Genomic DNA, 20,830 nt, shown 5'->3' on the forward strand with positions numbered 1-20,830 from the left:
ATATCAAAGTGAAATCTTTTTTTGTTTTTCTTTTTTGCTGCGGTTTTTCTTTCTGTTTTTCCCAACAGACTGAAGAATTTAAGCTTATTAAGAATTATTACAACCAGCACCGTTCCATGCTCGGCAAAGAGTTTAAGAAAAAATTTGATGCCGAGACAGACAATTATCATAAGGCTTCTATAAAGGTCGACTATATGCTTTTTATGCAGAAAATGGACAGCATAGAGAATGTTGCGCTTACAGGAGCTTTATTAAAAACAAAAAATCTCGAAGATCTTAATAAACTAAAATTATTGAAAACTCCGTCCGCTGAAACTCCTGCTATTCCTTCTGTTGTTATCGATAAGATGGCAGATTATCCGGGAGGAATTAATGAACTTCGGAAAGAAGTTGCCAACCTTTTTTATCTCGGGGGTGTATATTCTGATGTAAAAACCGTAAAGGCAAATGTTGCATTTATCGTAGAAAAAGACGGAAGTATAAGTAACGTTCAGGCAGAAGGAGATAATTTTACCTTTAACAGACAGGCAGAAATTGCTCTGTATTCTGTTTCTCAGAAGTTTTCTCCGGCTATCATTAACGGCGGTCCGGTAAGATACCGTTTCCGGCTCCCACTCACCATGAATATTGAGCAATAAATGTTTACCGACGAATATTTCATGAAAATGGCTCTTCATGAAGCCGAAATTGCACTGGAAAAAGATGAAGTCCCCATCGGATGTATTATCGTTTCAAACAATCGGGTGATTGCAAGAGCCCATAATCTTACCGAAACATTAAATGATGTAACGGCTCATGCAGAGATGCAGGCCATAACTTCTGCAGCCAATTTTCTGGGCGGAAAATACTTAAAAGACTGTACGATGTATGTTACAATGGAACCTTGCGTAATGTGTTCAGGGGCATTGTCTTGGTCACAAATTTCAAAAGTCGTGATCGGAGCACGAGACGAGCATCGAGGATTCATCAACAAACACCTTTCACTTCATCCAAAAACAGAAATCATCACAGGTGTTTTAGAATATGACTGTTCTTTAATTGTGAAAGAATTTTTTAAATCTAAAAGATGATATAAAAGTTGAGGCTGAGGTTTAGGATACTTTTTATCAATGTTTTTTTTAAAATCTGAACCTCAACTTTTACTATAAATTTTTCCCCAGAAAATATAGTCCTTTCAAAGTATGCAATCTGTCCATCACGTGAATTTTATCTGTTAAAGGCTTGTAGACGTGGGAAACTCCTCCTGTAGCTACCACAAAACAATCATCATTCACTTCATCGTTTATCCTGTCGATAAACCCTTCCACCATTCCCAGAAATCCATACACCATTCCGCTCTGCATACAGGTTACGGTATCTAATCCCAAAACTGTTTTTGGCTTTACCAGCTCTATTTCCGGAAGCTGAGCTGTCTGGCTGATCAGAGAATTAAGAGCGGTAACAATTCCCGGAGCAATAATTACCCCTAAAGTTTCCCCACTTTCCGCAACACAGCTCGCTGTAAGTGCTGTTCCGAAATCCAGAACAATTTTTTTCCTGTGCGGATACATATTATGAGCAGCGACAAGGTTTGCATAAATATCCGTTCCCATCTGTTTAGATTTTGCCTGAACTCCGGAAGGTGTATTTCTGTCTACAATTACGGGATGAATATCATGAATTTTTTTTATCGCCGCACTCATCACTTTTGTAAGCTGAGGTACAACGGAACCGATAATGACTTTACCAATTTCTTCAGGTTCAATTTTATAAGTCTGATACAGCATCAGCATTTGCGCATACAGCTCATCTGTCGTTCGGTAAGGTTTTGTATTAATTACCCAGGAAATCTCGCAGTTATCTTCGTTAAAAAGCCCGAATCTGATGTTGCTGTTTCCTATGTTTATTACAATTGACTTCATTTATTTATTTTCAAAAAGATGGAAATCTCCGGTTAATTTTAAGGCACTAAATTTAATGATTTTAATAAAAACACAGTCGATGTTCGGGATAAGTTTTGTTATACTTAAAAAACAATTATTTATATTTAGATCTAAAAATCACTTCAACTCAATTTTCATGAAAAAACTGATCCTTCTATTTTTATTTCTTTGGGGAATAAACAGCTTCTCTCAGACTGCCGCTGCTGCAAAAGAAGTCTTTGAAAAGCTTAAAAAAGAATCCAAAACTGATGGAACCGACAAAACAGTGTATAATATTCTAGACGAGTTTTACAATAAAACTTTGCAGGCGGAAAATGATGAAATGACGAACGAAACTATAGGAAAAATTCAGACTCTGATTTCTAATCCCGATACTAAAAACATCCACATTCTTTTGCTTTTTTTGATGTATCAGCAGCACATCAGCCAGACTGCCGCTGTCGGGAAAAAATCAAACCCTGAATTTCAGATCGAAACGATGAGCTTGCTGGAAGAAGAAACAAAAAAAATTTATGGAAAAATCCCAGCCATTATTTATATCTATAAATACGAATCATTCGACAGTGGTGATAAAAAACAGGAAGCCAAAGCGGCAGTTATTCAGGGATTAAAAGAATATCCCGATTCTGTTCCTTTAAAAGTTTATCATTACCTCAACACCAAAGATGAAGCTTTAAAAAACGATTTGATTAAGAACCATTCTAATCATTGGATGGTAAAGCAATTTGGAATTCAATAAAAATTCACTTTCAATTATCACGTAATATCGTATAAAAAAATCCCTGAAAAAACTCTTCAGGGATTTATTATGCTTCATTAAATTTAATTCTATTTCACCTCAACGAAATTATCCGCCATATTAACATCAGCAAGTCTTTGGCTGAAATCTATTCCTAAAACAGACAATTGTGATTTTGTATAAGGTACAGTAATCGAATATTCTTTCTGAGTCCAAGGCCAATATGGCATTGTTTTGAATTCTCCGTAAGCATCTTTTTCCTTCCACGTACGAGTCATGTTCATAGGAATCTGGTAAGTAACCATTTTCTTATCGGTCGTCATCACACTGAAATCAATCGGCATCGGAACCTGCCCGTTATTCACCAAAGTAATGGTGGTAGATTTTGCATCGTATTTTACGTCTTTGATTCCGTAATCAATTGTTTTTGTGGTATTGATCCAATAATTCTGAAACCATTTCAGATCCATACCCGAAACTTTCTGGGCAATATGTAAGAAATCTCTGTCTGAAGGATGTTTCAGCGCCCATTGATCGTAATACTGCTTCAATGTTTCCGCAAGATTCTGTTCACCCATAATGTAACCCAGCTCAACCAGATACAATTCTCCTTTTACATAAGAAGCATACGTATAGGAAGTTCCGTTATCATGATGATCTCCCAACCAGATTGCCGGTTCTTCGATACCTTTTTTTACAAAATTTCTGTAAGCATTTAAAGAATTGGCAAAAGGATTCGGAAGTTCTTTTGCAGGAGGAAATAACTGATTCATGACATATCCTTCCGCATAACTTGTAAATCCTTCATCCATCCACGGACGCATCGGTTCGTTGGTAGCCAACATTTGCTGATACCATGAATGAGCTCCTTCATGAGCCATTAATCCCATCAATCCTTCAATATCATTTGCTTCGCCTAAGATCATGGTACACATTCCGTATTCCATACCTCCGTCTCCTCCCTGAATGAAAGAATATGTCGGATACACATATTTCCCGAAATGGGAATTCATCAACTGATAATATTTCGTGATGTAAGGCTGTGCTTCTTCCCAGACTTTTGTTTTATCGTTATTCTGATATACTAAGAAAACTTTCGGACCTTGCGGAACGTCAAAACTTTTTACGATATAGTCTTTATCTGCAGCCCATGCAAAATCAAGAATGTTTTTAGCGCTCCATTTCCATGTTGCTTTATTTTTATCTGCTTTAATTTTAGCATTGGCATCATACCCTTTTACTTCAGAAGGATTTTCCAGAATTCCTCCTGCTCCGATGACATACTCTTTATTGATTTTAATGGTTACATCAAAATCCGAAAATGGCGCGTGAAATTCTCTTCCTATATAATCAAATGTCGCCCAACCGTCGTAATCGTATTCTGCGATTTTCGGATACCACTGCGTCATCGTCATATCCACTCCTTCCCTGTTATTTCTTCCGCTTCTTCTGATTTGCTGCGGAATTACCGCATCCCATTCTAAAGTAAATGTAGTGGATGAATTAGGTTTAATCGGTTCCGCAAGATAAACTTTCATTACCGTCTCCTGAACTTCAAATTTCAGTGTTTTGCCGTTCTGTTTAATCCAATGGATATTTTGTGCTCCTTCCTGATCTTTTGGGATAGAAGCTAATCTTGAAACGCCGTCTTTCTGCAGTCTTGAATCTCCGTTTTTTCCTTGTCCTGCAACTCTCTGATCCATCATCGAATTGGGTTTGAAAGCATTCCAGTACAAATGGAAATAGACAACATTCAGTTCGTCCGGAGAGTTATTTTTGTAATCTAAGGTCTGTTTTCCTTCGTAGGTAAACTTTTCAGCATTTACATCAATATCCATCTTATATTTCGCACTCTGCTGATAATAATCTCCCTGCTGAGCATGAAACTGTGAAATGATAAATGCAAACAGGATTGCAACCGATTTTTTCATTTAAAATTTTATTTTTTCTAAAGATAAGTATTTAAAAATAATAATCTATTTAAACACGAATATCACTAATATTCACACAATTTTAAGCACAAATAAAAATTCGTGTGATTAGTGAAAAATTAACGTCATTTATGTTTAATTCAACAATTTTTTAATCAAAGTAATCTGTCCCAGATGATAATAGCAATGCTCGATCATGCCATCTATATTTCTGAGATAGGTTCCGTACTTTTCGTCTACAAAACCTTCATTTATTTTCGAATCGGGCATTTTCTCTAATAAATCCGCGAAATTTTCGGCATCGCTTAAAAATTTACTTTTCAAACTTTCCCACTGTTCCGGAGATTCAATTGGAGGTAGGTCGAAGCTGAATTGGTCTCTGATTTCCAAATTGCCACCTTCAAAAACATTGATTAAACCAGCAATATAATAATCAATATGAAAAGTAAGCATTGCGATGGTATTTAAAGAATCTACTTTGGCTGTTGCCTTTTCCCAAGAAACATCGGAAAGCTGATCTCTGAAGTTGGTATTTGCAATCCATAAACCATCTAATGTGACCTCCCGGAATCTTTTGGCTAATTGTGCTGTTGAACTCATCTGTTTTAATTTTTCTTAAAGATATGTTCTTAAACACAAATTTCACAAATAAAAACCACAATTTTAGACACAAATAAACTTAGTGAAATTCGTGTGGAAAATTCGTGCGGCTGAGTTTACTTTCTTTAAAGCAAATGTCTTAAACACAAATTCAATAAATAATAATCATAATTTTAGGCACAAATAAATTTAGCGAAATTCGTGTGGAAAATTCGCGTCATTCGTGTTTAAATAAACTGAATTCGTGCCTCAACAAAAAACCTCAAATGAAGACATTCGAGGTTTATATGTATTGAAATTAATCAGACTATTTTTTCGCTGAAGATTCTTTTTTTCCGCTCTGTAAGATCTTTTCTAAGATTCTTAAGGTGATAAGATACGTTGGTTTTACTCCTGTTAATCCTAAACCTCCCGAAGAAAGGGTACTTCCTGTTTCCAAAGGATTATCGGATGCGTAATAAGCATACATCACGAATAAATCCGGAGTAATGTGATGTCTGATTTTAGATGCCACCTGAATGGCTTTCTGGTAATGCGCTCCTTCCATCTCAAGACCGATCGCTTTCCATGAAGTATTCATAAAATAAGAAAGAATATCCCTGTTCTGAAGCGAAGTTCCCAAAACAGTAATCATCGGACCTTCGAAAGCTTTTAATTCATCATCTTTAAAATCATCCAGCTTCAGGGCATTTTCGAACGGATAATTATCTGCTGTTCCTTCAAAAATATGTGAAGTAGGGATCATGATGTCGCCTTTTCCTCCGGCAAGAATTCCCGCTTTCCCCATGATGGAAACAGATTTTACCTTCATCATATACACTTCGCCTTTATGTTCGTAAGGTCTCAGCAATTCGTCCATCACCTCGTAAGCCTGTTCTCCGAATGCATAATCGAAAACCATTACGACATCATCTCCCGCAAATTTAATATCCTGAAAAGGCGTATTTCTGAGATCTGTTTTGCTGAGGTCGATGATCTGTACATCAATATTACTTCCGCTTTTGTCATTAATGTAGATCATCCCCTGTTCCAAAGCGTATTTTGAAACTTTATCGCGAAGTTCTTTTTTGTCGGAAATTTCTCCGTACATTTTATAATCTACTTCTTTATGATCTTTTTTCTTCAATGCTTCGTTGGCATACAGCATATTTTTCACAGAGTGCATATTCGCAGAAATAATGTGAAGCGGTCTCATATGAAGATTATTTTCAAACAAAACTTCTTTCACTTTATTTGCCCACTTTTCACCAAAATAGTGATGCCCTACTCTTTCCTTTAAAATAGCACTGAAATGAATTTCTCTTTCTCTCGTCTGTTTTGCATCTTCCAGACTTACTTTCGCAAGGTTGTAGATGATTTTGAATAAACGGTCAGGATTTTCATCATCCCCGAAAGTATTGTAAGCCTTTAAAGTTTCATCAAACGTTCTTCCTATTAAAGAAGACAAATGAATAAGGGCAACTTCTTTTTCTCTTCTGCTGAATTTTTTCTCCCCTTTTACTACTTCTTCAATAATTTTGAAAGCCCTTGTCGGTTTCCAGTTTTCATCCTGAATGAAAGCCAGATTGCGGACTTTATCTGCCTCAATAAATAAAAAGGTAAGATGGGTAAGAATATCATAAATTTCCGAACGTCCCAAAAGAACTTCAATGTTCATCTGGTGTTCATCGATTCTGTAACAGTTTCTTCTTCTTTTTTTAGGAACAATCGGTTCGAAACTTCCTTTATCAAAACCTTCGTCTGATGTAAGATGAATGAAGGCGCATTCTTCAATTCCTTCTGGAAGTCTGTCTAAAACATACATCAAACCATCGAGTTCCAGTTTCCCTGGAATACTCATGGTACCGTAAATTTCCGGATTGATCGTCTTCAACAAACTTCTAATGCTTTCTCCTGAAACTCCGCTCGGCTTGAAAAAACCTCTATAAAACAGGTGTCTCATAGAAATGTAAAGTCTTTCAATTGCCTCGGTGGTTTCTCTTGCTCTAGAATTTGTCATATATTTAAAATTTTTATAAAAAGTCTGCTAAGTTACGAAAAATATTTTAAATCATATATTCGTTTGCTAACCAATGCATTAACGAATTTTTTAATCCCGCAAAAATATTTCGTGTTTTAAAATTAAGATTTTCGCCGCTTGTTTTTAAAAGTTTCAGGAATAAATTTTCTTAATATCAAATTCTACATTCAGAAAAAGCATCCTATATATAATAAGGTATGAATGTAATTTTGAAAGTCAGCCCCTCCAAAAACTACAATCATTTTAAAATTATATTAAATTTTAAAAACACCCCTTAAATTTTTAGGGTAAAATAATTTTCGATTCAATTTTTTCGTAAATTTGCCCCGTAAAAATTAACCTAATATGTCAACTTTAAGATTCAAAGCGTTAGAAACTTTACCATTCAAGGACTTCAGAAGAGATAATTCTGTAGAAGTTCCCGTGAAATTATCAGAATTATTCTGTCAGAATGTTTTCTCAGAAGAAACGATGAGAGAATATTTAACGAAAGAAGCATTCCAGTCTATTATGGATGCGGTAAAAAAAGGAAGCAAAATCCAGAGACACATTGCAGATCAGGTTGCGGTGGCTATGAAGGATTGGGCAATGAGCAAAGGTGTAACGCACTACACACACTGGTTTCAGCCTTTAACAGGTTCTACGGCAGAAAAGCACGATTCTTTCTTCACTCCGATTGAAGGTGGAAGAGCGATCGAAAGATTCAGCGGAAATTTATTGATTCAGCAGGAACCGGATGCATCTTCTTTCCCGAATGGAGGTATCAGAAACACTTTTGAAGCGAGAGGTTACACCGCGTGGGATCCTACATCTCCTGCGTTCATCATGGGAACTACTCTATGCATTCCTTCGATCTTCATCTCTTACACAGGAGAAACTTTAGATTATAAGGCTCCTCTTCTAAGAGCTTTGAACGCGGTAGACGAAGCTGCAACCAATGTAATGCAGTATTTCGACAAAAATGTAACGAAAGTAACCCCAACTTTAGGTTGGGAGCAGGAATATTTCTTAGTAGATTCTGCTTTATATCAATCTCGTCCAGACCTTGTATTAACAGGGAAAACTTTGTTAGGACACTCTCCTGCAAAAGGACAGCAGTTGGATGACCATTATTTCGGTTCAATTCCTACAAGAGTCATGAATTTCATGAAAGAGCTGGAAATCGAATGTATGAAATTAGGAATCCCTGTAACAACGAGACACAACGAGGTAGCTCCAAATCAATTCGAGCTTGCTCCGATGTTTGAAGAAGTAAACGTTGCTGTTGACCACAACTCTTTGTTGATGGACGTTATGGCAAGAATCGCTCACAGACATCATTTCCATATTTTGTTCCACGAAAAACCATTCGCTGGCGTAAACGGAAGCGGAAAGCACAATAACTGGTCTTTAGCAACCGATACAGGTGAAAACCTTTTAAGCCCGGGAAAAAACCCTAAGAAAAACTTACAGTTCTTAACGTTCTTTGTCAACACAATTAAAGCAGTTCACGAATATGCAGATCTTTTAAGAGCAAGTATTGCTTCTGCAAGCAACGACCACAGATTGGGTGCAAACGAAGCTCCGCCGGCAATTATTTCCGTATTCATCGGAAGTCAGTTGTTCAGAGTTTTGGAAGAGCTTGAAAAAGTAACGGAAGGAAAACTTTCTCCGGACGAAAAAACAGATTTAAAACTAAATGTTGTTGGAAAAATTCCTGAAATTCTGTTGGATAACACCGACAGAAACAGAACTTCTCCATTTGCATTTACAGGAAATAAATTCGAGATCAGAGCGGTAGGTTCTTCTGCAAACTGTGCAGAATCTATGACGGTAATGAACACAATTGCTGCAAAACAGTTAAACGACTTCAAAAAAGAAGTTGATGCTTTAATTGAAACAGGTCTTAAGAAAGATGAAGCGATCTTCAATGTATTAAGAGAATACATCAAACAGTGTAAAAACATTATGTTTGAAGGAGACGGATATTCTGATGACTGGGCTAAAGAAGCGGAAAAGAGAGGTTTAAACAACTTAAAAACAACTCCGGAAGCCCTTAAGCAGGAAATGGACGAGAAATTCTTAGCGCTTTACGAAGAGATGGGAATTTTCACACACAGAGAAGTTGAAGCAAGAAACGAAATCAAATTAGAAAAATATTCTACGGTTATTGATATCGAAGCAAGAGTATTAAGTGATATCGCAAGAAACCACATTATTCCTTCTGCTTTAAATTATCAGAACAGACTGATCGAGAACGTAAAAGGGTTAAAAGAAATCTTCGGTGACAAAGAATTCAAATCTTTGGCAAAAGAACAGATGAGCTTAATTACAAGCATTTCTGAGAATGTTTCTAAAATTAAAGTAGGCGTTGAAGATCTTATTAAAGCAAGAGAAGCGGCAAAAGCAGTTACAGAGAGCCAAAAACAGGCTGAAGAATACTGTAATAAGGTAAAACCTTTATTCGACACCATCAGAGATGCATCAGACGATCTTGAAATGATGGTAGATGATGAGCTTTGGCCAATGACGAAATACAGAGAAATGTTATTTACAAAGTAACATTTGTAAAGTTCCATATTAGTGAAACTCCCCTATTGATCGGGGAGTTTTTTTTATGGGGTTATGAATTCTTTTTTAAATCGAATACAAAAGGTGTTATAAAAGCATTAAAAAGTAGAGTTAAAAACCTGAAACAGCCGAAAAACCAATCATTTATTAACAAAATTTATAATGGGGTATTTTGAATTAATTTGATTGCCTTTCCTTTATTCTACCATAATCGGTGATAATTTTGTTAAAGAATCTTAATAAAAAAAACCGCACACCTACCCAAAACAGGCGGTTGCGGTTTATTTTTTTTTAACATACGTAAAAATTATGTTAAAATGTGTTAAATAAAGAACCTGACAATTGTCATATCGGGGCTCTTTTACTCGGATTCTATATTTTTGTATTGCTTTTGAAAATATACTATCCTTTTTTTAACACGGTAATCAAATATATATGAAGAAAAGAGTTTTGTTTTATCTAGTTGCTTTCGTCTCTACTGTATCGTTACAATCGTGTGTTACAAACTACGTAGTTTCAAAACCAGCAACTTACGCTAAAGAATACAAAACAGATGCCAAACTTGCCTCTCTTGAAACAAACAAAATGGAGCAGGATAAGCAGAAATTAATCAACTCATTTCTTGCAGAAAAGGCAGCTACTTTAGCCAACACAAAAAATTCTATCAAAAATTCTGAGATTGCAAAAGCAATCAAACATAACGCAACAATCGACAACATCTTAAACGAAGCACAGACTTATCTTGGAACTCCTTACCGATATGGAGGAATGACAAGAAACGGAATCGACTGTTCAGCTTTCGTTCTTTCAGTTTTCGGAGCTGCAGCAGGTCTTAGTTTACCAAGAGTAGCTGCTTCACAATCTGAAGAAGGTGAAAGAATCGAGAAAGAAAACCTTCAGAAAGGAGATCTTATTTTCTTTTCTCACGGAAGAAGAATTTCTCACGTAGGAATCGTAGAAAGCGTAACTGAAGACGGAGAAGTGAAGTTTATTCACGCCGCAACTTCTAAAGGAGTCATGATTTCTTCATTAAATGATTCTTATTGGGGTCCAAAATACAGATTCGGAAAGAGAATCATCAACGAAAACGGAGAAGCTTACAATAATCTTGCAACAACAACTCCGGCAGCAAACGCAGCAAGTTTTTAATTTTAAATAATTGATTTAAATAATGAAACCATCAAAAATTTTGATGGTTTTTTTATTGTTCCGTTTTTAACTACCCCGTCTTTTGCTTCGCAAAATCCACCCCTTCAGAGAAGGGGAATTGCTTTTTCTAATACTAAGAAGATAAATAATTTGCTTTTAGTTTCACAGAGCCGTTTCACTCATAAAAGAGCTTAGATAATTTTTATCTCATTTTGTTATTAAAATTACTGTGAAATTGAACTCCTGCGGAGTTCTGATTCTGCATTCTTCATTTATGCTGCACAGATACAATTCCTACGGAATATTTATGTAAAGAAAATCCAAAGATAAAATGGTATTAGACAGCAAAACGATCAACGATTAACCATCAACAGTAACCTATCCGTTTTTATCAATTTCAATATCGAATTGATGAAGGAGTCCATGAATTTCAGAAAGCGAAAATTTAGCCTTTTTAAGCCTGTTTGAAGCCGGATTTATGGAATAGCTGAACGATGTACGGAAATCCGCTTTTTCAAGGTTGGTATGGTCAAAAACAGCTCCGGAGAGATCGCATCCGGCAAATATTGCGTTCGATAAATCACATTCGGAAAAATCAACCTCAATTAATTTTGAATTTCTGAATAGTGTTTTTTTGATTGATGTTTTATAAAATATGGAATTGTTGAGAAGACAGCTTTCAAATGTAAACGATAATCCGAATTCGTTGCAGTCGTTAAAATGCAGTCCGAACATTTTACACTCTTTAAAAACCACCTCGCGAAAAGCTGTTGAAACCAGATTCATCATGCTGAGGTTGCAGCCAATAAATTCGCAGTCGTTAAAATTATAGCCTGAAAGATTGGCGTATTCTAAATTACAGTTTCGGAAAGTACAGTTTTCGTATTCGCCATTGTCTAAAGGCTGCGTGAAATTTTTGTTCTCGAAATGCTGATCTGAAAAATAGGATTCTTTCATAAACTTTGTTGAGAGTTATTTTATCTCACGAATTTAGCCGATTCAAGTAAGAAAATTAAAACATACCATTTTAAACTTCCATCATTAGACTTCCGGCTTCCAGCTTTTAAACCAGACTATTCTTATCCGAATAATTCAGTTTAAAGAAAATAAAAGTCATCATTGAGAACGCCAGTAAAGAACTTCCTCCGTAACTGAAATACGGCAACGGAATACCAACAGTTGGGAATAGCCCCATTACCATTCCTAAATTGATGGTAAAGTGCATTAAAAGAATTGAGGCAAAGCAATATCCAAAGACGCGGTTAAATCCCGATTTCTGCTGCTCGGCAAGATAATAAATCCTTCCGATGTAGATCATGTAACAAAGAATAAGAACAGCGCTTCCTACAAACCCCCACTCCTCACCTACCGTACAGAAAATATAGTCGGTTTCCTGTTCCGGAACAAATTTCCCCTGTGTAACGGAACCTTCACGGTATCCTTTTCCCCAAAGACCTCCGGAACCGATAGCGGTTTTGGAATACAATAAATTATAACCGGAAGTATCTCTGAACGCTTTTTCACCTTTAAAAAGAACCTCAATTCTTTCTCTCTGGTGTTTCGGCAGTTTTTCTAAAATATAAGGCGCACCGAAAGCCAGACCACATAAAAGCAGCACCGAACCCGCAATACTTGAAATGGAAATAATATTCCACGACATTTTGTAATAATTCATTGCAATGTAACCTCCGATGATCAGAACGATGGTAATCGCAACCCAGATCGGATCTATTGCCAAAGAGACGAGGAAAACCCCTGCAAAAAGAAATCCTACTCCAAACAGAACTCCGCTCAATCCTTCACGATACAAGGCAATAAAAAAGGCGATAAAAACCAACATGGAACCAACATCGGGAATGGCAAGAACGACAACAGCCGGAATTCCTACAATAGCTAAAGTCGTTAATAGAGATTTCCTGTTTTTCAGATTAAATTCCGGTCCGGAAACATAATTTGCGAGCATTAAAGCGGTTCCTATCTTTGCAAACTCAACGGGCTGCATGGTAAAACTTCCGAATTTATACCAGTTTTTCTGCCCGAGGATTTCTTTACCAAAAGGAAAAAGCCCGACCAGAAGTAGAACACCACCGATGTAAATAATTCCTGACATGTTTTCGAAGAACTTGCTTCGTCCCACGAAAATCACCAATCCGACGAACAGGGAAATACAGAAGAAAATAAGCTGTTTTTCTCCTAATTTCTGGTCTACACTGTAAATATTTGCGATGGCAAAAGCACAAAGCAGGAAATATAAGCCAAGACCTAATTTATCTATTCCTTCTGCCCATTTCATTGTTTAGCAGGTTTTGTTTTATTATTTTTCGTTTCGATGTCTATCTGTTTCTGCAGTTTTGCTTTCTGCTCTTTTACAAATTTCAGGCTGTCCTGTATTCTTTTCTGCTTGAGAGAATCTACCGGTTCTTTGTATAAACCTTTACGCTTCAGATCCGCAATCCACTGTCTTTTGTATTCAGGCATAAAGCTTGAGGAAGTCATTTTTTTGTAGAGATTTTCACGCTTCAGATCGCCTGTAATAAATTTTTCGGCGATTACCGTTGAGGCTGGACCTGCCCAGGTTGCTCCAAATCCGGCGTGTTCCATTACCGCTGCAACCACAATTTTAGGTTTATCAGCTGGAGCAATCAAAACAAAAATGGAATTATCTTTTCCCTGCGGAACCTGTGCAGTCCCTGTTTTTGCAAGCTGGGTAAAATCGTTTGATTTTAAGCCATGTGCCGTACCTCTTAAAACTACGGCTTCCATTCCTTTCAGCACCGGTTCAAAATGTTTTTTATCAACTAAAGTCTGATGCTTCTTTCTGAATCTCGGATCCGGATTGGGCTTTCCGTCGATCGATTTTACGATATGCGGAGTGTAATACCATCCTTTATTGGCGATTGCTGCCACATAATTGGCAAGCTGAAGCGGAGTTACCAATACGTCTCCCTGTCCCATTCCGTTGAAAACAGCCCCTGTTGCCAAAGGATCCCAGTTTTTAGGATCTTTTTTAGAACCGCTTGCTTTATAAATGGAAGCCATTCTTTTTTCATAAAACTCTCCGGTAGGAATTCTTCCTTTTGCGCCTACTGCAAAATCATTGTTCAAAAATTCCCCTACTCCAAAGCTGCTCATGATCTTTTTCCATTCGTCAACCCCTTTCGAAGGATTTCCGGGATATTTATTAACGATCGCCAAATACGCGTAGGAAAAGTAACAGTTACTGGAAACCTGAATAGCAGGAATCAGCGGATCTGCGCCACCGTGACCTTTAATTCTCAAGCCTCTGTAATTAAATCCACCACCGCAAGGGAAGATTGTATTTTCGTCCATCACGCCCATCTGCATCGCAGACAAAGCGGTTAACAATTTGAATGTGGAACCGGGAGGATAAGCCGCCTGTAAAGATCGGTCGAAAGTCGGTTTGTTTTCGTAAATTGTATCTTTGGATAAAGCGTAGAGGTTTTTAGATTTATTCGGTCCGGTAAAAAGATTAGGATCGATATCCGGTCCCGTTGCTGCGACCAGAACTTCTCCGTTATTGGGATCAATTGCTACAATCGCACCGTGCTTATTGACAAGCATTTCTTCAGCAATTCTCTGCAAATCGTAGTCTATGGTAAGCGTAATGTCTTTTCCTGTGATAACGTCTTTGTCTAAAGATCCGTTTTTGTAAGGTCCTACATTTCTCAGTTTGATGTCCTTCTGAATGTATTTCATTCCCTTCACTCCGCGAAGATCTTTTTCGTAGGCTTTTTCAACCCCTGTTTTTCCGATGAAATCGCCCGGTAAATAATAGGCAGAGTCTTTTTTAATTTCTCTTTCGTTAACTTCACTGGTATATCCCAAAAGATTTCCCGACGTAGAAACTTCATATTGTCGCTGAGGTCTTGAAACGATGCTGAAAGCGGGATATTTGAATATGATTTCCTGAACTCTCGCAATGTCTTCACGGCTTAGATTTTTCATGAAGGTCATGGGAGTCAGTTTGGAATAATATTTTTCTTTTTTAATATTTTCAATGGTTCTTACGAAATCATTTTTCGAAATCTTCATCAGATTACAGAATCCTACGGTATCAAAATCAGGACGCATTAGAGCCTGAGTGAAAGAAATTTCGTAGGCAGGCTGGTTTCCCACCAGAATTTTGCCGTTGCGGTCAAAAATAACCCCTCTTTGCGGAATAACGTATTCAATTTTAATGGAAGTATTCGCTGCATTTAAAGCATAACGATCCGTAAACAACTGTAAATAAGCAATTCTCGCCACAAAAATCAGAGCGATAACGATAAGAACGGAAAAGATTTTTAAATAACGTGTGTTCAAACTTTTTGTTTGATTTTAAAGATTAATGCGTAAATAACTATAAATATAAACGAAATTAAACTAGTTACCAATACATTAAGCAATATTTCAAAAAATCTGCTCAACTTGAAGAATTCAATGTACTGAACTAAAAGCTGATGCAAAAAGATACTTGAAAATAAAAACAGTAAAAACTGCGCCCACTGCAGGGACTGAAAAGAGAAAAAATCTGTAGAAGTATCTGTAGAAGTTCTGAAAATCAAAGTCCTGAAATAAGCAATCAAAGTGGTTGCAAAGGCATTCATTCCCCAGGTTCCGAGAAATGCATCTACGGAAAGCCCGATAAGAAAACTTAGTGCTAAAAACTGAAATTTATTTCTGAAAAAAGGATAAAACATCACGAATACCGGATAGAGCACCGGAGTGTACTTTCCGAAAATGGTGATCCTGTTCAGTACAAAAACCTGTAATGCAACCAGAAAAATCATAATCAATATATCCGTAAATAATGTTCTGCTAATCATTTTCCTTTTTTATTACAGCCTGCATGGTATCCTGAATCTTCTGAACTTCTGCTTTCTTGAGGTTTTTCACCACATAAACTTTGCTTAAAGCTCCCATTTTTTCACTTAGTTCCACCGAAATATCCCAGAATCCGGTTTTATTATCCACAGAATATCCCGCAATGGTTCCGATCTGTACGCCTTTAGGGAAAATCGCTGATTTTCCGTCGGTAACCACAGTATCGCCAATTTTCAGGGCAACATATTTTGGAATATCCGCCAAATGCATTACTCTGGAGTTGTCTCCGTTCCATGTTAAAGTTCCGAAATATCCTGAGTTTTTTAAGGCAGCATTGATTCTGATTTTATTAACACTTAAAACCGACTGAACCAAAGCATAGCTGTCTGTAGAGTTAATAACGATTCCGGCGATTCCTTTCGGAGCCATCACGCCCATTTGTGGAAAAACACCGTCTCTGCGACCTCTGTTGATGGTAAAGTAGTTATTTCTTCTGTTGATGCTGTTGAAAACAATCTCTCCGTCAACAAAAGTATAAATCTGTCCGCCTCCGATGGTATCATGAACTTTTCTGAACATTGGATTTTTTGCCCCCTGTTTTCCGTAAAGTTCCACCATCAAGGCTTTATTTTGTGCTACAAGATCTTCGTTGATCTGTTTCAGCTTAAGATACGAAACTCCTTCATCGATATATCCCGAAACCCAGGAATTGAAAGCAGCAGACTGCCCTGCAATCCATGATTGCTGCATTGCGTTTTTAGAGAATATCAGAACAAGAGCAATAATTTGCAGAAATATAAAGAAGACAAATAGCGCATTCTTTGAAAATAATCTCAGCAAAAATCCCATTCAGATGTGTTTCGTAAAAAGTTAGAATTATTTAATTAAGAAATTGAATTTATCCATATTCTTAAGTGCAATACCTGTTCCGCGAACAACCGCTCTCAACGGATCTTCTGCTACAAATACAGGAAGACCTGTCTTTTTGTGCAATCTGTCTGCAAGACCTCTTAATAATGCACCGCCACCGGCAAGATAAATTCCTGTCTTATAAATATCTGCCGCCAATTCCGGAGGAGTAAGAGAAAGTGTTTCCATTACCGCATCTTCAATTCTGATGATTGATTTGTCCAATGCTCTGGCAATCTCTTTGTAACCCACCATAATTTCTTTTGGCTTTCCGGTAATAAGGTCTCTTCCCTGTACCGGAATATCTTCGATATCTACGTCTAAGTCTTCAACAGCAGAACCAACTTCGATTTTAATTCTCTCTGCTGTTCTTTCTCCGATGTATAAGTTGTGATGAGTTCTTAAGTAATAAGCAATGTCGTTGGTAAATACATCTCCTGCAATTTTTACAGATTTATCGCAAACGATACCTCCCAAAGCTACAACAGCAATCTCTGTAGTACCGCCACCTATGTCGATAATCATGTTTCCTTCAGGTTTCTGTACATCGATTCCCACTCCTATCGCAGCAGCCATTGGTTCATAGATCAAACGAACTTCTTTAGCGTTTACTTTCTGGGCAGAATCTCTTACCGCTCTTTTTTCAACCTCTGTGATTCCGGAAGGAATACAGATAACAATTCTTAACGCCGGCTGAATAAATTTCCCTTTAATTCCAGGAATTTTTTTGATAAACTCCTTGATCATGTGTTCAGAAGCATGGAAATCAGCAATTACCCCATCTTTCAAAGGGCGGATTGTTTTGATATCCTCATGAGTTTTCCCCTGCATATGTTTTGCCTGTTCACCCACGGCAATCGGTCTTCCTGTCGAACGTTCGATCGCGACAATAGACGGCTGGTCTATAACAATTTTATTATTATGGATGATAAGGGTGTTGGCAGTACCAAGGTCTATCGCAATTTCTTGCGTAAACATATCGAATAAACTCATACTTTTACTTCTGATTTTTTAAAGAGTTACAAAGATATAAATTTAAGACAACCCAAGAAATTCCGCGAGCATATAATTTGGTTAAATTTTTATTAAAATTTGTAACAAGCTATTAACTTTTACCGTAAGCATTTACAGGATTTATTTTAAGCTGGATCTAAGGTAAATGCAGGCTTAATGCGGGTAAACCGACAATGAAAAGTAAATCCTGTATGGTGAAATATTTTTCGGGAAGAATGAAATGGTAAAAATTTATAATTTTTTCAAAATTAATTTTAACGTTTATTAACAACAAAACATTGCTTTTCATAATTTCCCGAAATAGTTTTTTACGATAATTATCATATACATTTTCAGAAAGTAATTTGCTAAAAAAAACGTAAATTTGCGACGCTTATGTTACAATATTCAAACATACATCAGACGTCTAATTTTGCTGTACTTTCCGTTAGTTTTGAAAAAGCTGACGCAGAAACAAGAGGTAAATTTGCATTTTTTGATGAAAACATTAAGAATTTCGTTGCCCGAATCCATAATGAAGATTTAGGGGATTCCTTTGTTGTTTCTACTTGTAACAGAACCGAAATCTATACCACTTCTCCCAACTATCTTCTGGTTGCGGAAGAATACTGTAAAACCATCGGGGTTAATCTGATGGATTTTCTTCAGTTTGCGAATATTTTAACGAAGGAAGAAGCTTTAACTCATCTTTTCAGGGTTGCAGCCGGACTTGAAAGCCAGATTATCGGAGATTTTGAGATCATCGGGCAGATTAAAAAAGCCTACAACCGCTTCAAAAAAGAAAGACAGAACTCTAATCCCTATCTTGAAAGAGCGATTAATTCTGCCATTCAGATTTCGAAAAGAATAAAAAACGAAACCGGAATTTCCAACGGAGCAGCTTCTGTTTCTTATGCGGCGGTTCATTATATCTTAAACAGCCAGAAAAGAATTACCGAAAAAAATATTCTTCTGCTTGGCGTAGGAGAAATCGGGCAGAATACGGTTGAAAATCTGGTAAAACACGTCTATCAGCCGAAAATAAAAATTGCCAACAGGACTCAGGAAACTGCAGCTAAGATTTCCGAGAAGTACAATATTCCGCATATTGATTATGCCGATTTTGATAAAGAACTGGGCAATACAGATATTCTTATCGTTGCGACCGGCGCAAGACATCCGATCGTGAACAGGTCTCATTTCCCGAACGGAAAAGAAACTTTGGTAATTGACCTCTCGATTCCGAATAACGTGGATAAAAATGTAACGGAAAATGAAAATGTAACGCTGATCGACGTGGATGAACTTTCCAAGCAGATTCAGGCAACCATTCAGCAGAGAGAAAAAGAGATCCCGAAAGCCGAAAAAATCATCAAGGAAATGACGAAAGACTTCCTTGAGTGGGAAAAAAAGAGAAAACTGGCACCCAATATCCATCATTTCAAAGCGGTTCTTAAGAATATGGAACGTAATGAAATGCATAATTTTTACAAAAAAAATAAATACATAAACATCACGGACATGGAACTTTCTGATAAAATGATCCAGAAAATTACCAACCGTTTTGCAAAATATATCATCGATAATCCTTTAAAAGCCGAAGAAATTAGTAAATTAATGCACGAAATATTAGTTGAACAACCAAACAACGAATTCAATGAAAAGCATTAGAATCGGAACCAGAAATTCTGCATTGGCACTTTGGCAGGCGAGAGAAGTTGCGAGACATCTTCAGAACAACAATTATTTAACGGAAATCGTTCCTATCGTCTCTTCGGGTGATAAAAATCTTACACAGCCTCTATATTCATTAGGGATAACAGGCGTTTTCACCAGAGATCTTGATGTTGCCTTATTAAATGACGAAATTGATATTGCTGTACATTCTTTAAAAGATGTTCCTACAAAACTTCCCGAAAACCTTGAGATCGTTTCTTATCTGGAAAGAGATTTTCCGCAGGATGTCCTGATCCGAAAAGAATCGGCAAGAAATAAAGAACTTCACGAGCTTAAACTGGCAACCAGCAGTTTAAGAAGAAGAGCATTCTGGCTGAAAAACTTCCCCAATGCTGAATTTTCGGACATTCGTGGAAATATTCAGACAAGGCTTCAGAAGCTGGAAGAAGGAGATTTTGATGCGACCATTCTGTCTCTGGCAGGAATTAAGAGAATGAAAATGGACATTGATTATGAAATGATTCCGTTTTTAATTCCGGCTCCGTCGCAGGGAGTGATTGCTGTCGCAGGGCATTCAGACAAAACTGAAATCAATGAAATCATCAGACAGTTTACCAATCATAAAAATACGCAGATCTGTGTGGAAATGGAAAGAAATTTCCTGAGCACTTTGGAAGGAGGCTGTACCGCACCTATCGGAGCATTTGCAGAACTTTTTGAAGACCAGATCCGTTTCAAGGCAGCGCTTTGTTCTCTGGATGGAAAGAATAGCATCGCAACCGATGAAAGCTTCATATATAATAATGAAGAAAATTTCGGGGAAAAATTTGCAAAAACTGTTCTTGAAAACGGCGGAAAAGAATTGATGGCGGAAATTAAAAGCCAGATCTAAAATTCACTTTTTACATTTTAACTTTTAAGGTTCCGGATTTCTATGAAGAAATATTTCTCAATATTTATTGTAGTTCTTTGCGTGTTTTTTGGAAAAGCACAGAATCAGTTTGCCCAAAAACTTTCTAATGCGGCTTTAAGCCTTACAAAAGACCGTGTAAGTTATGATCCCGCCTATTTCAACATCAAATATCCGAACGGAGACGTTCCTGCGGACAAAGGCGTTTGTACCGATGTTGTAATCAGAGCTTACCGAAAACTGGGGATTGATCTTCAGAAAGAAGTGCATGAAGATATGACGAAAAATTTTTCAAAATATCCTAAAAAATGGGGACTGAAAAAGCCCGACACGAACATCGACCATCGCAGAGTTCCCAACCTGAGAGTGTTCTTTGCCAAATTTGGAAAATCAAAATCCATTGAAACCAAACCGGAGCTGTATGTTCCCGGAGATATCGTAACCTGGGATCTTCCGGGAAATTTAACGCACATCGGGATTGTGGTGAACAGAAAATCGGCGGACGGAAAAAGGTATCTCATTGTACACAATATCGGAGGCGGACAGGTTCTGGAAGATTGTCTGTTTAAGTTTACCATTACAGGACATTATCAATATCAGAAATAA

Annotated in this window: 18 protein-coding genes; 8 read left to right on the forward strand and 10 right to left on the reverse strand. The window is 37.1% G+C overall.

Annotation, left to right across the window (positions count from 1 at the left end; translation table 11 throughout):
- Positions 1–8: 8 nt before the first annotated feature.
- Together AC52CF_RS20205 and AC52CF_RS20210 are read left to right on the forward strand one after the other, a co-directional pair.
- A complete protein-coding gene (locus AC52CF_RS20205) occupies positions 9–638 on the forward strand; it encodes an energy transducer TonB (protein WP_250902073.1) in 630 nt (209 codons plus the stop codon).
- Positions 639–1,070 carry a nucleoside deaminase gene (locus AC52CF_RS20210; RefSeq protein ID WP_214588061.1) on the forward strand — a complete coding sequence of 144 codons (432 nt, stop codon included), beginning with the start codon at positions 639–641 and terminating at the stop codon, positions 1,068–1,070.
- Positions 1,071–1,142: 72 nt separating this feature from the next.
- Here the strand turns inward: AC52CF_RS20210 and AC52CF_RS20215 are convergent, their stop codons facing one another.
- Positions 1,143–1,901, reverse strand: a complete 759-nt coding sequence (locus AC52CF_RS20215) for a type III pantothenate kinase (RefSeq protein WP_214588059.1) — start codon at positions 1,899–1,901, stop codon at positions 1,143–1,145.
- A 157-nt stretch (positions 1,902–2,058) separates the two neighbouring features.
- Between AC52CF_RS20215 and AC52CF_RS20220 the strand changes: the two genes are divergently transcribed.
- A complete protein-coding gene (locus AC52CF_RS20220) occupies positions 2,059–2,661 on the forward strand; it encodes a hypothetical protein (RefSeq protein WP_214588057.1) in 603 nt (200 codons plus the stop codon).
- Between the two features lie 89 nt (positions 2,662–2,750).
- On the opposite strand, the gene AC52CF_RS20225 is transcribed toward AC52CF_RS20220, so the two are convergent.
- From AC52CF_RS20225 to AC52CF_RS20235, 3 genes are all read right to left on the reverse strand, one after another.
- Positions 2,751–4,592 (reverse strand): M1 family metallopeptidase, encoded by a 1,842-nt coding sequence (locus AC52CF_RS20225; protein WP_214588055.1) that lies wholly within the window; start codon positions 4,590–4,592, stop codon positions 2,751–2,753.
- A 135-nt stretch (positions 4,593–4,727) separates the two neighbouring features.
- A complete protein-coding gene (locus AC52CF_RS20230) occupies positions 4,728–5,192 on the reverse strand; it encodes a DUF1572 domain-containing protein (RefSeq protein WP_214588053.1) in 465 nt (154 codons plus the stop codon).
- Positions 5,193–5,499: 307 nt separating this feature from the next.
- A complete protein-coding gene (locus tag AC52CF_RS20235) occupies positions 5,500–7,191 on the reverse strand; it encodes a DUF6909 family protein (RefSeq protein WP_214588052.1) in 1,692 nt (563 codons plus the stop codon).
- A 366-nt stretch (positions 7,192–7,557) separates the two neighbouring features.
- Between AC52CF_RS20235 and AC52CF_RS20240 the strand changes: the two genes are divergently transcribed.
- Complete coding sequence (locus AC52CF_RS20240; RefSeq protein WP_076391403.1) at positions 7,558–9,753, forward strand: glutamine synthetase III family protein; 2,196 nt, start codon at positions 7,558–7,560, stop codon at positions 9,751–9,753.
- A 444-nt stretch (positions 9,754–10,197) separates the two neighbouring features.
- The gene (locus AC52CF_RS20245; protein ID WP_214588050.1) at positions 10,198–10,911 is read left to right on the forward strand and encodes a C40 family peptidase; all 714 of its coding nucleotides are present in this window, start codon (positions 10,198–10,200) and stop codon (positions 10,909–10,911) included.
- A 378-nt stretch (positions 10,912–11,289) separates the two neighbouring features.
- Here AC52CF_RS20245 and AC52CF_RS20250 read toward each other — a convergent pair whose 3' ends face one another.
- The 6 genes from AC52CF_RS20250 to AC52CF_RS20275 form a co-directional block, all read right to left on the reverse strand.
- The gene (locus AC52CF_RS20250) at positions 11,290–11,868 is read right to left on the reverse strand and encodes a pentapeptide repeat-containing protein (protein ID WP_214588048.1); all 579 of its coding nucleotides are present in this window, start codon (positions 11,866–11,868) and stop codon (positions 11,290–11,292) included.
- A 106-nt stretch (positions 11,869–11,974) separates the two neighbouring features.
- The gene (gene rodA, locus AC52CF_RS20255; RefSeq protein WP_235132488.1) at positions 11,975–13,204 is read right to left on the reverse strand and encodes a rod shape-determining protein RodA; all 1,230 of its coding nucleotides are present in this window, start codon (positions 13,202–13,204) and stop codon (positions 11,975–11,977) included.
- On the reverse strand, positions 13,201–15,234 hold the full coding sequence (locus AC52CF_RS20260; RefSeq protein WP_496517610.1) for a peptidoglycan D,D-transpeptidase FtsI family protein: 2,034 nt from the start codon (positions 15,232–15,234) through the stop codon (positions 13,201–13,203). Before AC52CF_RS20260 ends, rodA begins: the two co-directional genes overlap by 4 nt.
- A complete protein-coding gene (locus AC52CF_RS20265) occupies positions 15,231–15,737 on the reverse strand; it encodes a rod shape-determining protein MreD (RefSeq protein ID WP_076391393.1) in 507 nt (168 codons plus the stop codon). The genes AC52CF_RS20260 and AC52CF_RS20265 overlap by 4 nt, the downstream gene beginning before the upstream one ends.
- On the reverse strand, positions 15,730–16,584 hold the full coding sequence (gene mreC / locus AC52CF_RS20270; protein ID WP_076391391.1) for a rod shape-determining protein MreC: 855 nt from the start codon (positions 16,582–16,584) through the stop codon (positions 15,730–15,732). Before mreC ends, AC52CF_RS20265 begins: the two co-directional genes overlap by 8 nt.
- Positions 16,585–16,611: 27 nt before the next feature.
- Entirely contained in the window at positions 16,612–17,637 is a 1,026-nt protein-coding gene (locus AC52CF_RS20275) for a rod shape-determining protein (RefSeq protein WP_027381028.1), read from the reverse strand.
- Positions 17,638–18,033: 396 nt separating this feature from the next.
- Between AC52CF_RS20275 and hemA the strand changes: the two genes are divergently transcribed.
- Genes hemA through AC52CF_RS20290 form a run of 3 tightly spaced genes read left to right on the forward strand, consistent with a single transcriptional unit; the run spans position 18,034 to position 20,830 of the window.
- On the forward strand, positions 18,034–19,308 hold the full coding sequence (gene hemA, locus AC52CF_RS20280; protein ID WP_235132485.1) for a glutamyl-tRNA reductase: 1,275 nt from the start codon (positions 18,034–18,036) through the stop codon (positions 19,306–19,308).
- Positions 19,295–20,206: a hydroxymethylbilane synthase gene (gene hemC / locus AC52CF_RS20285; protein ID WP_214588037.1), complete on the forward strand. Its 912-nt coding sequence runs from the start codon at positions 19,295–19,297 to the stop codon at positions 20,204–20,206. Before hemA ends, hemC begins: the two co-directional genes overlap by 14 nt.
- Positions 20,207–20,248: 42 nt before the next feature.
- The gene (locus AC52CF_RS20290; protein WP_214588036.1) at positions 20,249–20,830 is read left to right on the forward strand and encodes a DUF1287 domain-containing protein; all 582 of its coding nucleotides are present in this window, start codon (positions 20,249–20,251) and stop codon (positions 20,828–20,830) included.

This window comes from Chryseobacterium sp. 2P (assembly GCF_059579425.1).

What these genes read in the sequence shown, in the direction of transcription:
- hemA (WP_235132485.1), top strand. Translation starts at nt 18,034, where the DNA reads ATGTTACAATATTCAAACATACATCAGACGTCTAATTTTGCTGTACTT.
- AC52CF_RS20225 (WP_214588055.1), bottom strand. Translation starts at nt 4,592, where the DNA reads ATGAAAAAATCGGTTGCAATCCTGTTTGCATTTATCATTTCACAGTTT.
- AC52CF_RS20210 (WP_214588061.1), top strand. Translation starts at nt 639, where the DNA reads ATGTTTACCGACGAATATTTCATGAAAATGGCTCTTCATGAAGCCGAA.
- rodA (WP_235132488.1), bottom strand. Translation starts at nt 13,204, where the DNA reads ATGAAATGGGCAGAAGGAATAGATAAATTAGGTCTTGGCTTATATTTC.
- AC52CF_RS20250 (WP_214588048.1), bottom strand. Translation starts at nt 11,868, where the DNA reads ATGAAAGAATCCTATTTTTCAGATCAGCATTTCGAGAACAAAAATTTC.
- AC52CF_RS20275 (WP_027381028.1), bottom strand. Translation starts at nt 17,637, where the DNA reads ATGAGTTTATTCGATATGTTTACGCAAGAAATTGCGATAGACCTTGGT.
- AC52CF_RS20290 (WP_214588036.1), top strand. Translation starts at nt 20,249, where the DNA reads ATGAAGAAATATTTCTCAATATTTATTGTAGTTCTTTGCGTGTTTTTT.
- AC52CF_RS20215 (WP_214588059.1), bottom strand. Translation starts at nt 1,901, where the DNA reads ATGAAGTCAATTGTAATAAACATAGGAAACAGCAACATCAGATTCGGG.
- AC52CF_RS20230 (WP_214588053.1), bottom strand. Translation starts at nt 5,192, where the DNA reads ATGAGTTCAACAGCACAATTAGCCAAAAGATTCCGGGAGGTCACATTA.
- AC52CF_RS20265 (WP_076391393.1), bottom strand. Translation starts at nt 15,737, where the DNA reads ATGATTAGCAGAACATTATTTACGGATATATTGATTATGATTTTTCTG.
- hemC (WP_214588037.1), top strand. Translation starts at nt 19,295, where the DNA reads ATGAAAAGCATTAGAATCGGAACCAGAAATTCTGCATTGGCACTTTGG.
- mreC (WP_076391391.1), bottom strand. Translation starts at nt 16,584, where the DNA reads ATGGGATTTTTGCTGAGATTATTTTCAAAGAATGCGCTATTTGTCTTC.
- AC52CF_RS20245 (WP_214588050.1), top strand. Translation starts at nt 10,198, where the DNA reads ATGAAGAAAAGAGTTTTGTTTTATCTAGTTGCTTTCGTCTCTACTGTA.
- AC52CF_RS20235 (WP_214588052.1), bottom strand. Translation starts at nt 7,191, where the DNA reads ATGACAAATTCTAGAGCAAGAGAAACCACCGAGGCAATTGAAAGACTT.
- AC52CF_RS20240 (WP_076391403.1), top strand. Translation starts at nt 7,558, where the DNA reads ATGTCAACTTTAAGATTCAAAGCGTTAGAAACTTTACCATTCAAGGAC.
- AC52CF_RS20220 (WP_214588057.1), top strand. Translation starts at nt 2,059, where the DNA reads ATGAAAAAACTGATCCTTCTATTTTTATTTCTTTGGGGAATAAACAGC.